Origin of the sequence: Burkholderia pyrrocinia, assembly GCF_018417535.1 — a bacterium.
In the GTDB taxonomy this organism is placed as follows: domain Bacteria; phylum Pseudomonadota; class Gammaproteobacteria; order Burkholderiales; family Burkholderiaceae; genus Burkholderia; species Burkholderia pyrrocinia_E.
The window spans coordinates 2,667,019-2,681,778 of record NZ_CP070977.1 but is presented as its reverse complement, the minus strand read 5'-3'; the positions used below and the strand labels follow the sequence as shown (position 1 = coordinate 2,681,778).

Here is a 14,760-nt window from a genome sequence, read left to right as displayed (position 1 = left end):
CGTTCCATCACGCCGTCAAGGCAATATGCCAGGAGGGAGCCTTCCCGGAGGCGGCAGCGGAAGACTGCCGCCTCCGGGGAGCGAACTGCCGCCGTTTCCGCCACTTTGGCCGGCAAGGTCGTCCAGGTCGGACGTCGATGACTTCGACTGACGCTGGGTTGATTCTTGACCGTTCTGGTCGTCGTCACCGCATCCGCACTCCGCAGGACCAAGTCTCACGAACTTCGATTGTGAGCCCGCTATTTCGATGTAGTCCTGCCGCTGATCGCGAGAGAAATCGTCCGGTGGGAACTTGTATTCAACCACCATTTTAATGTTTGCCTGGACAGGCGGCTGCGTGGGGTCGTTGACGACCACAACATCCGGCCGGCGAAGATTGCCTTGGCCCGCTTTGTACTTCTTGCGGCCGCCGGGCCAGTAGTCGTTGATCCACTGGTGGATGTCAGAATGCGGACGTAGCGGATCATCCGGGTCCGTCACCGGCTCCGGAGGTACCGCTTTCATGTTGTAGGTCTGTTCAGGTTTGTACTCGGTCGGCGCGCCGGTTTCCATCTGCGAAATCTCGTTCGCGAAGTCCAACCGTTGCTGAACGCATCGTTGGCGCTGTATTCGGCCGTTACGAGTCGCAACGCCGATCTTTTTGCACTTGCAAAGCACCTGGCAAAGAACCATGCGATCTTTTTTCGACAAACGACCGCTGACGCCTACGGGGGTCGTTTGACCTTTAGGCGAGACCCCACCAGTCATGGAGCCCGGACCGTAGTCGCTCATGCTCCCTCGCTCCCGGGATGGCTGAACATCAGCGACGAAGCGTCATGCCCCTCAAGCCATTCTGTGAACCCGTTCCCGTCCGTCTTGCCTTGGATCACGCGACCATCCGACGACCTGACCGTGTATGGGTGTCCCGCGACGGGCTTGCGCGTGATGTCATCGAGCACCTGAAAGCGCCCGCGATAAGGCGTTTGCGGGTTCGTCTCGGATAGGACGCTTTTCCCGCCGCCTATCGAACCACCGCTAGTTGGTTCGGCCGTTGTATTGTTCTGCGAGGCGATGAGCGTGGCCCCACATGCTGTCGTGTCGCCTTCGGAGGCGACGGGCCGACCGTCGAACGTCACGCCGAGATTCTTGACCCCGACGATCGGATAGATCCCGCCACACTTGGGACACGACACCTTGTCACCCAAGAGCGCGAGGGCGACGCCGTCTGACTTATTCTCCGGCGAACACGCAAGCACGCGACCGCCGTGCGAGGTCGTGTCGCCCTCGCGAATGAACGCAAAACCCATATTGCATGCCCTCTCTCTTTTTTTTGTCGGAGGAATGTAGCACAGCGGGTTTTCCCAAGACCACCCTGTCAACATTTGCAGTTTTCGCATGCTGCCTCTGCGGTCGCTACAGGTTCAGCGAGATTCTGGGGAGCGATCGAAGGCGCTGGAACGGTACGACGCACGGCGTCAAGGAAGGGATGGCTGCGCCGCCTTGACGGTGAACCGGACAGAATTGACCGCTACTGGTTCTAGCTGTCAACGCGAACTCTTGGCGATGCAGCTTGAGGATTGCCTCGTGAATCGTTGCCGAGCAGAACGCGCTGCTGATACATTGATGGATAGCGTCGCGATTGAGCCCCCGCGCGATCACGGTTCTCGGCGGCGAATAGTCACTCATCCCCGACGTAGGCGGCATGCAATAAGCAAGAATCGCGATCCATGTCCGACACCGACAATGATGACGACTTGACCACCAAACGCATCTGCCATGTGTGCGTCGGCGAAGACTATCTCTCTACCGAGATCGAGCAATCCGCCGACGAGGGTGCATGCGACTACTGCGGTGACACAGCGCCGTCCCTCACCATCGACGACCTCGCAGAGCGCATCGAAACGGCGTTCGAGGAGCACTACATCCGCACGTCGGACCAACCGAACTGGTGGCAGGAGCGCATGCTGGCCGACAAAGAATCGGACTATATTTGGGATCGCGATGGTTTCCCGGTGCTCGATGCGATTGCCGACGCCGCGCAAATTCCTCAGGAGGCTGCGGAGGACGTTCTTACAATCCTTGAGGAGCGCTACGGCGACTTTGACAAGGACGCTATGGGCGAGGAATCGGAGTTCTCATCGGGTTCGTACTACGCGGAAAGGGGACCCGATGATCGCGGTTGGCAAGAGGAGTGGTTTTCCTTTGTACATTCGCTAAAGACTCAAGCGCGGTTCTTCAGCCTCGCAGCTGCTGACCACCTCGCTCAAGTCTTTGGCGGCATTGACGAGCTAAAAGCGCGGGACGCTCGTCCCCTAGTCGTCGACGCTGGACCAGAGACCTCACTCAATCATCTCTATCGCGCCCGAGTGTTCCAGGCCGACAGTGCGCTTGAAGAAGCTCTGCGCCGCCCGGACAGCAATCTCGGCTCGCCGCCGCCCAATGTGGCGCGCGCCGGGAGAATGAACGCTCAGGGGATCTCAGTTTTTTACGGCGCGACCGACGCGAGCGTGGCGATCGCGGAAGTCCGCGCACCTGTCGGAAGTAGAGTCGCCGTCGCGAAGTTCCGCATTACCCGGCCCTTGCGTTTGCTCGACTTGACGGCTCTTAAGGACGCACACGTCATGGGCAGCATCTTCGACGCCACCCTGAAACGCCGACTCGAGCGGGCCGCATTTCTGCGGACCCTAGGAATTTGGATGGCCCGGCCCGTAATGCCTGACGATGAAGCGTTTGACTATTTGCCGACGCAGGCAGTTGCCGACTTCTTAGCAACCGTGAACGAGCCGCGCCTCGACGGGATCGTCTTTCCTTCAGCCCAAACGGATGCGGGGCGCAATATCGTCCTACTTCATCACGCCGCCAAGGTGGCGGACGCCTCGCTGCCGAGAGACGCTGAGATTATGGTCAACGTCGGGCACTGGAGTGATGACGGATGGGAAATCGATTATTCGGTGCTGGAAAAGGTGCCACCACAACAGACGCCGACACAGTCGGCGCCTGACCAAGACATTATGGAGATGCTGTCCACCCATCCTGCTAGGCCATCGCGCTGGGACGACGATTTCCGCGAACCGGCGCTCGAGGTCGAATGCGATTCGGTGAAGATCCATCACGTGAACTCGGTTGAGGTGCGCACTACGCCTTTCCAGGTTCACCGCCACCGCTTTGAGAAGCGGGAACCCAAATTCTAGCCGCTGCACTACGTTCGCAATCTGCGCACCAGTTACCTCACGCGGTTTCCAAAGACAGCAGTAATCCCACAAACGCCGGTTCGCTCAAGCGACGCCGAAAGGCCGGTGTGGGGTGCGGCAGTCATCGCCCCGCAAATCCGCGGGGAACCGAAATTTATGTGGCAGGCGGAGGTGAGGGTGGAGTTTGAATGTCGCGCCGCTGTGCTGTGTGTCCCCGCGTTGCTGCCGACCTCGCTGATCCCGTCGAATTGCGGGCAGGCTTGTAGTTTGCGGTTTTCAGGAAGTCAGGATGGATGTCGATGCGCGCAAGCACGACTTGAAAGCCGAGCCCGTTCAACCCGATTATTGCGTTCTTGAGGGTAATTTTTGAAAAGAACGGCAGGTCCTTCGGAAGCTCCTTTGTAGTCGCGATGGCATAGACGATCCGATAGTTCTCGGCCTTTGGGCGCGTGAGAGGGTTGCCGAGCCTGATACTGGTGGGGAGCTTTTCATTGAGCTTGACCCGAAACTCTTCATGGCGCATGAACGTCTCCGCCGAAACGCTCCCCTGGGCGAAGAGGTGGCTGAGCGTCGCTGAGCTTCGGTACAACTTCACGTGGATCAGGTCGCGACCATCGCGCACGAGATCGCAAAATTCGATCTTGTCGTAGGCGTTGCCGAACGAGATGTTTTTTTTGTCCAGCAGGTCATATCCAGCATTCTCTTTTGCGACGCTCTCGTTGTATAAGCCCTCGTTGGCATGTTGGTAAACAGGCATCTTCGCTAGCTCGGCGTCGAGCCGCTTGAAGTAGGTGTCGATTTCGTCGACGAACTTCCTGCTGACTTCGAACCATAGGCCGTTGCGTAGAATGAACGTCTCCTTATCCATCGGAAGCTCCGCATATAGGCACCGGTAGGCGGTCCAACTCTTGATCGACTGGTAATTCGCGTCGTTTACGTGCACCGAGATGGACCGCAGGAGCGCCGCGCTCGGCTTTTCTCCGTGCCCGGCGATGTACTCGAGTAACTGGTCGATTTGCAGTGTACGGTGGCGCGCCGTCCTCGATCGCTGGTCGAACGAGTAGCCAATCTGCGTTTCCCAGTCCACGATCTCAGGCTCTCCTAGCCAAAGGTTTTCAGGCCGGGGATCTGATCGCAAGGCGTCGGTGAGCGCGTCGTCAAGACATTCGATCATCGTCGAATCGCGGACTCGATGGACATTGTCGATCCAAGCGAATCGCTCGGGCAGAGGCTTGTTCCGGCGGGCGAGCGCCTCGGCCAGAATCTTCGGGAGGTCGTCGAGAGTCGCGGGTGGGTTGATTGTCAACGCGTCGCGGCCGCTGATGTGTTCGCCAAAGAGTGCGACCTCTGATGTTCCGGTGACTGCGTGGACCATGTCGAGCTCTGGATCGATGTTCAAATCGAATATGTCGGCGTCTCGCGCGCTCTGGCTCCGTATATGTAGCGGATTGACTTCGTGGCTCGCTTTGTCGAGGCTGCGCAGCTTTAGTGGATCGATCGAATTTAGCGTTACGCGCAATCCGAAGTCGCGCTCGACCAGATCCAGGTTTATGAGGTGATGTCCCATCCCGAACGACAGCGCAAAAAGCGCGCCGGCATGCTGGACTAGCAGGACGGCCCCCTCGGACCGGGTACCTTCGAAAAGGTCGGGCGGCACGTCTTGGTTGAGAACGAGAAATGGAGCCCAGTCGGGCAATTTCGGGCGCGAAGTCTTCTTGGCGTAAAGGCGAGCGACTCCTTCGCTGATTTTCAGACCGTACGGCGACTTTGCCCGATCGGTTTTGACGATCTGCTCATCTGTCAGCTTCGCATCCTTGACGAGATATATCGTAAGGTGTTCCCGCCTGGCTTGATGCTCTCTCATCATCGCCCCCGCAAGCATTTTCTTTTCTCCCAGCATCACGCCGAGTGGGCGCGATACGGAGTTTCGAAACAGTGCTCCGAATGAGGGGGAATCGTCAACAAGTTGCGCGCATTGTGCGCCAATACGTTCCGCGATATGCCGCCGCCATGCCGTTACGCTGCGGGTTGCAGACCTATGCGAGTTCGCCCGTCCAGCGCCGTCCGGTACGCTAGAATGATGTCCAGTCGCCAGATGTCGACGTCAGCTGCGCACGTTTCCGTTAGAGAGCGTTGAAGTCGGGCGGGCAACCGAACCAAAGTGTTCCCAAGAATTGGGGGCACATTTGGGGGCACGTAGAAATCGGCGAATTACCGGAAGCATTGTGTGGCGAGGTTGTGCTGGATGAATTCCATTCCTGCAGCCGCACCATATTGAATGAAGGGCCGGGAGATTTTTTCTCCCGGCCCTTCGTCGTTTCAGCGTTCGCTTTTTCCGGCCGGGGGGATTGTCGTGCGTCCCGGGCCGCGACATGCAGCACACAGCTTACCGTTTCGACATCGACCGATACGTCGAGCGAATCTCCATCGCAAGAACCTACAAGCGTCGCTTCGACACGCTGGCTGCAGTACGTCGCTCACGATTAATGCACTTCCGGATCAGGAGGCCATCATGAGCAAAGTGCTTGATTCATCGTCGACGCAATCGGCGCGACACCATTCGTTCGTCTCGACCGGCTGACGAAAGCGCACGGCCTCGAAGGCACCATTCTCGCGAAACTCGGCTACCTGAACCGCGGATTCTCCAAGAAGGATCGCGCGGCGCAGGGCATTATCGACAAAGCCGAACGCAGCGGCGCGTTACGACCGGGCCAGACCGTCGTCGAACTGACGTTGGGCAACATCGGTACCGGCCTGGCGATCATCGGCGGCGTGAAGAGCAATCCGTTCGTCGCGGTGGTGTCGAAGGGCAACCCCGCCTATTGATCGGGCATTTAGCTGTGCGAGACGTCATTTTCCCGAGCGCGTATCTCTCGAAGCAACCCTTGGTGAAGGTTTGAAAATAGACACAACGTAACTTGCCGTTGCCGCCGATGTGCATCGTCTGATTCCAGAATCGATTTGCGGGTGTATCGCCGGCCGTCTTGTGCATTAGAGCCAGCGCTCTGTGGAATATTGTCAATTTCGGGAAGCGGCAAACTTGTTTTTATGACAATTTGATAAAATCGCGCGAAACAGCGACAGCGCACCGGAAGTCCGGGTGCCATAACGAATCAAACTGAGAGACCGTCGTGAATATCCGAGAAGCGTTCCGCAATTTCGTATCGGGGATTGATACGAATCGGCGCCCCGTGACACTGAACTGGGGTGCTTCACAAAAAGACCTGGGCGCGCAGCTCGCCTTGCAGCATGTGAGTATTCGCGAAAGCATGATGACCGGCATCGATGGCCGCCTGACTTGCGTTTCGCAAAACGGAAACCTCTCGCCCAAGCTGTTTATCGGTACACCCGTATCGGTCGGGCTGGTTACCGATCGCGGCGGCAAGCACGCGATCAACGCAATCATCAGCGCGGTTCAGGTCGGACGATCCGATGGTGAACTCACGATTTACCAATTCACCGTGACCGATGCGGTGAATCTGCTCCACAAGCGCACCAATTCCCGTATTTTCCGCAACGTGAACGTGATCGACGTGCTCAACGTCGTGCTTAACGAATGGCGGCAGCGTAGCCAGACGCTCGCCCGTGCATTCGAGTTTGATCTGTCGGGACTGAATCTATCCCGGTATCCGAAGCGTTCGTACATGCGCCAGGTCAACGAGTCGGATGCCCGCTTCGTGTCGCGACTCTTGCGCCGCGACGGCATCACGATGTTCGTCCGTCCCGGGCGGGCGAGCGGCCAGCCGAATGACGGCGAGCCGCCCGTGCACACGATGGTGTTCTGCGACGATCCGCACAAGTTGTCCGAGGGGCCGTCGGGTACGGTGCGGCTGCATCCGCGCGATGCGGGCACCGAAGAGCGCGACACGATCACGGTGCTGACCATGCGCCAGGAACTGATCTCGGGCGAAGCAAGCCGGCCGACATGGGATTACCGGAAGGCGAACGTGGACCAATCGAGCCGACCGGCAGGCCTCGACCAGGGAGAAGCCGGCAACGACCTGGCCCAGTTGCTGACCGATATCGTGATCGAGAGTCCGCACGTGGCGGACTCGTGGGCGGATCTCGACCGGATCACCGAAGACCGGATTCTGGCGCGCGAAGCGCACGCGGTCCGTTACGACGGCAAGAGTGGCATTCGCGATCTCCAGATCGGCACCTGGGTGACGATCACGGGTGATTCGGACTGGAATGCACGGCCCGCCGAGCAGCGACAGTTCGTGCTCACGTCGCTGCATCACAACGTGTGGAACAACTTGCCGAAGGAACTGAGCGAACGGGCGCAGATGTTGTTCTCGACCAGTCACTCGCTCGAGCAGCCGCCGGTGACGGGCAACCAGGATCCGGCCGATCAGGATACGCGCTACGAGAACCAGTTCACGTGTGTGCCGCGAGGCACGCCGCTGACGCCGATCTATGACACGAAGATCGATTTGCCGCTCACGCCGTTGATCACGGGGCGCGTGGTCGGGAGCGGATCGGACGAAGTCACTTGCGACGAGACCGGCTGCGTGTACGTGATGATCCTGGGCCAGGACTCGGCGGATCACCAACATGCGCAAGGTGCGGGAACGAACGGGAACCTGGGTGACAGCGCACCGATCCGTGTCGCATCGAGCCTGGCGGGGCCGACCTTCGGCCAGACCATTCTGCCGCGCGTCAATACAGAAGTGCTGTTGGGCTGCCTGGGCGGCGATCCCGATCGCCTGATCATCCTCGGGGTCTTGCCGAACGGCGCCAACATGCCTGCGTCATTCAGTCATACCGGCAGTCTGCCCGGTAACCGCTACCTGACCGGCATCAAGACGAAAGAGATCAGCGGGCAACGGTATAACCAGCTTCGACTCGACGATACGCCGAAGCAAATCAGTGCGCAGTTGGCGTCCGAGCATGCTCATTCCCAGTTGAATCTCGGGTATCTGACCCAGCCGCGCGATAACGGGCAAGGCGCCGATCGTGGCCAGGGCGCGGAACTTCGGACCGATGCCGCTGCGGCATTGCGCGCCGCGCAGGGGATGCTGTTGACGACCTACGCGCGTACCCAGGCGAGCGGCGGCCAGCTCGATCGTGACGAACTGATCCAGTTGCTCCAGCAGTGCACGGATCTGTTCAAATCGCTTGGCGATTATGCAGGGCAGCACGGCGGGCAAGCGACCGACACGGCGGGGCAGTCGACGCTCTCCGCCGCGTTCAAGGACTGGGGGCCGGGAACCAGTGGCAACGGTGCTTCGCAGGCGCTGATGGCATTCGGTGCGCAGGCCGGTTCGTTGAACATCACGCCGAAAACGCACGTGACCTACGCGGGCGAGAACATCGATCAGGTTGCCGCCAACCATCTGCAATTCACGAGCGGCCAGAAGCTGAACATGCAGGCCGGCAACGGGCTGTGGCTGTTTGCTCAAAGCGCGGGCATCACGACGATCGCCAATCAAGGCAAGTTGCTGATGCAAAGTCAGAACGACGATACGCAGATCGATTCCGCGAAGAATTTCCAGGTGACGGCGGCGGGCGGCAAGGCGTCGGTGCTAGGCAAGGACCAGGTCGTGCTGATGACGTCCGGTGGAGCTTACCTGAAGCTTGACGGGGCGAATATCGAATTGGGCTGCCCCGGAACGTTCACGGTGAAGTCGGCCGGCCACTCGTGGCAGGGCCCCGCCAGCATGAGCGGCGAATTGCCGACGTTCAGCCACTCGCCGCTCGGGCGTGTGCCGAAGCTGGTTCGGGCGACGGATGGGCAGCCCGCACCGGGATTCGATGCCGAGGTCAGGAAGGTGTCCGGCGACTTGCTGGGCCAGAAAACCGATGAGGCAGGCAAGCTGCCGCCAATCAACGGCAACCAGTTCGAGCAACTGACCGTGCAATTCATCAAGAAAAATATCTGAGCATTCCGGGGAGTAACGCATGACCGATTCATTTCTGAATCCGCTGGGTCCCTCGTCGCCCAGCGCGCCGCAGGCTGCGGGTGGCAATCCTGCGGCAAGCGCGAGCGAACCGCCAAGTATCGTGATCGGCGAAGGCCAGGGGCCGATGCTCTTCGATATGCAAAACGAACTGATTTGCGTGAAGCAGCCGCCGCTGCCTGGCGTGATCATTTTCGTGCACGGCGTGAACTCGGAGGGGGAATGGTACAAGGGTGCGGAAGAGGGTCTGTGCAAGGGGTTGAACCGGCGGCTCGCGCGGCTCGATGATCAGTTGAATCATAGTGGCGTGATCGGCGGTCAGATGAGTCCCGTTCAATATACGGATAGTCTGACACCGGACGGATTCCTGAATCCCAAGCTGTGGGCTGGAAATTATATTAAGCCCGATCCTTCGTTTTCTCCGGTGATCCATTTCCGTTGGGGCTACAAGGCCAATAAGGAAGAGTTGAAGGAATACGGGGACAAGATTTTTCTGAACGAGAAGAACTACTGGGGCGGCGGCCCGTTTGCGAACGGCTGTTCGAGCTTGCCGGATCTGTGGCACGAGGGGCTCGACGACCGGATCTTCGGGTGGATTTCTGTCCAGGCACTGAATCCGACGACGCGCCCCCTGTACCGGACCCCGCCCCGTACTTACGGCGTGCTCGCCGCGCTGCGACTGGCCAAACTGGTGGAATCGATTCGCAAGAAGCAGGCGAACGTGCCGATCACGATCGTATGCCACAGTCAGGGGAACATGGTCGGTTTGACGGCGGCGTTCTTCGGCGACCAGTTGGAGGCGGTGACCGACCGCTGGGGCAACACGGGGCGCTGCGTCGCCGACGCCTATGTGCTGGCGAATCCTCCCTATAGCCTCGCCAATACCGACACGGGAATGGATACGTGGGCTCAACGGGATATCAAGGATTCCAAACACCGGCGTGGCCGCGAGACTTATGAGGCCCGCACAAAGACGCTACGCGCGTTTCTCGACATCATTCGGGCCCGCTCTGCGTTCGAAATGCCCGCGGACAAGCTCGATAGAGAGATGGGCAATTGCCGGACATCGGAGAAAGGCAAACCGTATTCGGCCGATGCCGATCGGAAGTCACACGGCTTGAACGGCTACACCCATGGTCGCGTGACGCTGTATTGCTGCCCTCACGACCAGGTAATCTCCGCCGTGACGGTTCAGGGAATAGGATGGCGCGGGCTCGGGTATATCGACGACGACAAGAAAGAGCCGTCGAAGGAACTGATAGATATCGGTGCGGAAGGCGTGCTGACGCAACGGGTGTTTGCGACGCACTGGAAGGTGGGTGAAGTCGGCGACTATCGCTATTGGGAAAATGACTGGCGTCACGGCAAGGAGGGCACGAAACCCGGTTTCTGGTTTCCGCCTTCCCCGCCGGCAAAATTTGGTCTGGTCCGCGCGTGGAGCGGAAACGAGAATCCGATCGCCAAGCTCTTCACCACGGCTTCCGCACCGGTTTTCTACCTGGTGACGCTGGTGACATCGAGTTTCAAGATGTTTCCCGTCAATGCGGATCCTCCGAAATACTGGACGGTGACCGCAAACGCGCCAGCACTCGACGAGCCGTTCGCGCCGCAGACGTTCCGAAGTAATGATCCGCATAATCCGATCCTGGTGAAGGATGGTAACGCCGAGAGCGATTTCAACGAGGGTTACGATACGCCCGCTGCGGCTCGGAACGCCGAGAAGGCGGACAAGAAATCCGATGATCCCTACGATACTTACCAATCGCAGTCGCCCGACGATGTTGCCAAAGGTGATGTCAATAGTGAAGCTTCGCAGCGTTACGAAGATCACGCGATCCTGCGAATGCGTGCACGTCGTGATGGTCGCAAGGCGTGGGTGGACGAGAACGGCAACGTGATCGGCGAGGATGGCAAGAGCGACGCGCCGGAAGGCTACCAGGAGTGGCACAACGAGCAGGTGGTGGAGATTCTCGACGCCGGCAAGCTAAACAACCCGACCAATCATTCGACCACGATGACGAACCCGGACCATGCGCAGAAAGCATTGGCGTACGACGTGGCAATCGGGTTGTGCTACTTGTCGCCCAAGGATTTGACCGAATTGCGGATCGAAGCGGATTGGCGATTTGGGAGTGCGATGGCGGATGATCATCCAAGCCACAAGTATTCTAAGTACTTCGAGTTGGGGAAGTTGGAGAAAAAGTTCCTGTCCGAATGGGTCGCAGATAAAGATAGTGAGGCCAAGCGTCCGGAGAAGATCGTCGATGAGCGTGAAAATGAGCTTTACCTGAAAATCGGGGGGGGGGTATGAGCCAACTGATCTCAACCTTGCCCCGTAGATTGGTTGTTGCCATCGTGGTGTTGATTGTCACGATGGGTATCATGTGCAGCTTGAGTGTTTTCGCCGGGCATACGCCTCTTGGTGAATTGAGCGCGGGAGATTGGATGAAGCGACTGTTGATAGTGCCGTCCTTGGTAGCGATTCTGACGTTTGTGGCGTCGACCATCATGACGGTGACGCCCGCGCAAGCGGCTACCCTGAAGCAGAAAGATGCCGCTGTGCTGAATGCGGGCGAAAGTGCCGCGCCGTTCGTAGCGCAGGTGGTCGGACTGGAATGGCTGAACCCGTTGCAGCGGCGCGACTACCCAACGGAATGGCAGGTTTTGTGGACCATGGGGCTTGTAAAACCCAACAAAAACGACGACATGGTCCGTACGGATCCGAAGTCGTTTACGACACTTCAATCGGTCGCAGGGGTGGCCTATGGCAATCAAGGAACTGAGACGTTCAAAGGCTTTTATCACAAATACGTCAGTAAATTGCTTGGCCTGTTCGGTGATCGCTATGTGATGAACGCCAAATATTTCTATACGGTCAAGTCAAAGAGTAGGAGTGACTGGCGTGAACTGGCTGGAATGCGTGTCGAGTTCGCCATCCCGGAGCGACTTGATCCTGTGGAGGCGAAGACATACTTCCAAGGCGAATTCGTCGACAACTATGAGATTGGAAATTCCTCAGCCAAAGATCTCTGGAGCCGTGATACCCCCCCCGACGTCCACGTCAACCAAGGCGGAGCGAACGCCGGTTTCACGTCGCTGAACCGCGCGCTGGATTACCTGCAGGCGAACCCGGACAAGAGCGCATGGGTCATGAACTGGGACGCGCCGAGCTTCCCGCCGAAGGACGCGCAGATCAACGAGAACATGGTGGTGCTGTTTCTGGTCGGGCCGAATTTCAAGACGGAGCGTGAGCCGCTTGCATGGATCGGTCGCGCGGCGACGGGCAACGTCAGGGACTTCGAGGCGAAGGCCGGCACCACGCGCACGGTGCAGGCATGGAAAGCCGCCATCGACAGTGCTGCCCGCAACGCGGGCGTGACAGTGCCGTCGTTGAATTTCGTGGTGCATGACGCTGGGCGCGGCGGCGAAGCGGCGTCGGAACGGATCGGTGCACTGTCGCAGACGTTGACCGAAGTGCTGCCGGACTACAACTTCAGCAAGCAGACGTTCAATACACCGGCGTTGCTGGGCCCGATGGGAGCGGGTACGGCGTTGACAGACGTCGTGCTGGCGATCGGGCGCGCGAATCACCTTGGCGAGAAGGTGCTGGTGGCGGGGACGACGGATGCGCAGCACCCGACGGCCGTAGTGATCGTGCCGCCGTCGAAAATCACGCCGATCGATCCGGACAAGGACTGGTTCCGCGCGCGGGGCGAGAACAACGCCTATCTGCCGTGGTGGGGCCGTCGTCACGACACGGACTACGGCATGCAGGGCTATTCCTACTGATCGGATGGCCGACCATGCGAGGGATCATTCGAGTGGGCGACGTCCATAGTCACGGTGGCTATGTCGAGACGGGCGCGGCAAACAGCGATGTCATGGGGCGCGCGCCTGCGCGTGTCGGTGACCGCTGCACGTGTCCGCTACATGGTCCGTGCGTTGTCGTCGAGGGGGATGGGCAGTTCGACATCGAGGGTGCGCATGCGGCATTTGAAGGCCACAAGACGTCATGCGGCGCCGTTCTGATTTCTTCGTTGCCGACGTCAGGGCGCTCGTAACTCGTACTGTCCGGACAATCGCGCTGCGGTGACGAAGGGTTCGAGGCTGGTACCCGCCACGCTGTCCAACGAAGGGCTACGCGATGCTTGCGTAGCCCTTCGTCGTTTCCAGGCCGGTTTTCAGTCGGCCGGTTGAGCGGGCGTCCCCGCCCCGATCTGCATCACATGCGCCGCACGCAACGTATCGCCGAACATCTCCCCCATCGCCGCGCCGCATTTCTTCGCGAGACTGTCCGAATCGAGACACTTCTCCCCATCGGCGCGCGCCCTGTAGATCGGCTTGATCGTGTAACGGGTACCGGCCGGCTTGTCGTTGGTCGCCGGGACGGTGGCTGACGTCACGTTCGACACCTCCATCTGCCACGTCGCGCTGATGGGCGTGCCGTAACGCACCATGTCGGACTCCGTGAACAGGCGGATCGTGTGACTCGGTCGCATCGCCTGCAGTGCCGACGGTACCGGATTCACGAACTTCATCACGTCCAGTTCGACGACTTTCGTCGGCACACCGGCCAGCGCGTCCCGGACGCCTTCGCCCAGTCCGGCGAGATAGGCGCGACCTTCGCTGCCGAATGCCGGCGCGTCGAACATTTTGCCGTCCACGACGATCAGGATCGCGTCCGCTTTTGTCGGTGCGATGCCCGCGGTGCCCTCGCCGATGAGATTAGGTGGGAGCGACGCAGCCGCTCACGAGCGCTGCAACCACGCATGTTGCGATTCCACGTATTGTTTTCATGACCAGCTTGTCGGGGGAGTGTCGTGTCGGCATCGATGCGATGCAGTCGAGCGCAACGTGTTCGCGTCATTGTGTCGAATGCGATGCGGTTTGCCAACGTGTCATCCACTCTCTGTCGGACCGTCATCCTGTTGCGCGGGCCGCAAGCAAACATCGATCACATCTGCCTGAACAACCCCGCATACGCGCGACTGACCGGCAGCATTTCCCGCTGCCCGCGCACGCGAATCCGCAACCGTCCCAGCAGGTCCCGCTCGACGCGATCGATCGCCGCATACGCGACGATCACGCCGCGGTGCACCTGCGCGAACCGCTCCGGATCGAGCCGCTGCATCAGCTCCTTCAGCGGCGTGCGAATCACGAGCCGATCGCCGGCCGTGACGACTTCCGTGTACTTGTCCGATGCCTGGAAATACAGCACGTCGTCGACCGATACGAGTCGCGTCGCATCCTTGACGCCCACGGTCAGCCAGCGGATCGGCGCGGCGTCTCGCGATTGCGCCGCCTGCGCGAGCGCATCGGCGTGCGCGACGGCCGGCCCGCCACGCTGAAGCTTCGCGATACAGCGCAACAGCCGTTCGTCCGTCACCGGTTTCAGCAGGTAGTCGACCGCCGCGCGATCGAACGCGTCGACCGCATATTCGTCGTAGGCCGTGACGAACACCACATGCACGTCGGGCACCAGCGCAGCGAGCTTCAACCCGTCGATGCCAGGCATCCGGATGTCGAGAAACGCGATGTCCGGGCGCGGCGACGCATTCAACGCGGCCAGCGTTTCGATGCCGTTTCGCGGCATCGCGACGATCTGCAGTTCTGACCAGAGTTGTCGCAGCCGCTGCGCGAGCGATGCGGACAGGTTCGGTTCATCGTCGGCGATAAGGGCGGTCGGCATG

Annotated in this window: 11 protein-coding genes; 6 read left to right on the top strand and 5 right to left on the bottom strand. The window is 59.7% G+C overall.

Annotated features, from left to right (window positions below; genetic code table 11):
• Positions 1-15: 15 nt before the first annotated feature.
• Positions 16-771: a VRR-NUC domain-containing protein gene (locus JYG32_RS12400; RefSeq protein ID WP_213263699.1), complete on the bottom strand. Its 756-nt coding sequence runs from the start codon at positions 769-771 to the stop codon at positions 16-18.
• Positions 768-1,286 carry a PAAR domain-containing protein gene (locus tag JYG32_RS12395; RefSeq protein ID WP_213265425.1) on the bottom strand — a complete coding sequence of 173 codons (519 nt, stop codon included), beginning with the start codon at positions 1,284-1,286 and terminating at the stop codon, positions 768-770. Before JYG32_RS12395 ends, JYG32_RS12400 begins: the two co-directional genes overlap by 4 nt.
• Positions 1,287-1,706: 420 nt before the next feature.
• Here JYG32_RS12395 and JYG32_RS12390 point away from each other — a divergent pair, with 420 nt between their 5' ends.
• Positions 1,707-3,170, top strand: a complete 1,464-nt coding sequence (locus JYG32_RS12390) for an RES family NAD+ phosphorylase (protein WP_213263698.1) — start codon at positions 1,707-1,709, stop codon at positions 3,168-3,170.
• A 154-nt stretch (positions 3,171-3,324) separates the two neighbouring features.
• On the opposite strand, the gene JYG32_RS12385 is transcribed toward JYG32_RS12390, so the two are convergent.
• Entirely contained in the window at positions 3,325-5,070 is a 1,746-nt protein-coding gene (locus JYG32_RS12385) for a TIGR04141 family sporadically distributed protein (protein ID WP_213263697.1), read from the bottom strand.
• Positions 5,071-5,702: 632 nt separating this feature from the next.
• On the opposite strand from JYG32_RS12385, the gene JYG32_RS12380 reads away from it, so the two are divergent.
• The 5 genes from JYG32_RS12380 (at position 5,703) to JYG32_RS12360 (ending at position 13,131) form a co-directional block, all read left to right on the top strand.
• Positions 5,703-5,996, top strand: a complete 294-nt coding sequence (locus JYG32_RS12380) for a pyridoxal-phosphate dependent enzyme (RefSeq protein WP_213265424.1) — start codon at positions 5,703-5,705, stop codon at positions 5,994-5,996.
• Between the two features lie 305 nt (positions 5,997-6,301).
• Positions 6,302-9,052, top strand: coding sequence for a type VI secretion system Vgr family protein (locus JYG32_RS12375; protein WP_213263696.1), 2,751 nt, complete (start codon positions 6,302-6,304; stop codon positions 9,050-9,052).
• A 145-nt stretch (positions 9,053-9,197) separates the two neighbouring features.
• Positions 9,198-11,381: a T6SS effector phospholipase Tle3 domain-containing protein gene (locus JYG32_RS12370; protein ID WP_213265423.1), complete on the top strand. Its 2,184-nt coding sequence runs from the start codon at positions 9,198-9,200 to the stop codon at positions 11,379-11,381.
• A complete protein-coding gene (locus tag JYG32_RS12365; RefSeq protein ID WP_213263695.1) occupies positions 11,378-12,859 on the top strand; it encodes a virulence factor in 1,482 nt (493 codons plus the stop codon). The genes JYG32_RS12370 and JYG32_RS12365 overlap by 4 nt, the downstream gene beginning before the upstream one ends.
• Positions 12,860-12,873: 14 nt before the next feature.
• The gene (locus JYG32_RS12360; protein WP_083214384.1) at positions 12,874-13,131 is read left to right on the top strand and encodes a PAAR domain-containing protein; all 258 of its coding nucleotides are present in this window, start codon (positions 12,874-12,876) and stop codon (positions 13,129-13,131) included.
• 120 nt (positions 13,132-13,251) lie between these two features.
• On the opposite strand, the gene JYG32_RS12355 is transcribed toward JYG32_RS12360, so the two are convergent.
• Both JYG32_RS12355 and JYG32_RS12350 read right to left on the bottom strand, forming a co-directional pair.
• On the bottom strand, positions 13,252-13,722 hold the full coding sequence (locus JYG32_RS12355) for a hypothetical protein (RefSeq protein WP_213263694.1): 471 nt from the start codon (positions 13,720-13,722) through the stop codon (positions 13,252-13,254).
• A gap of 302 nt (positions 13,723-14,024) precedes the next feature.
• Positions 14,025-14,759 (bottom strand): LytR/AlgR family response regulator transcription factor, encoded by a 735-nt coding sequence (locus JYG32_RS12350; protein WP_213263693.1) that lies wholly within the window; start codon positions 14,757-14,759, stop codon positions 14,025-14,027.
• Between the last annotated feature and the right edge of the window lies 1 nt (position 14,760).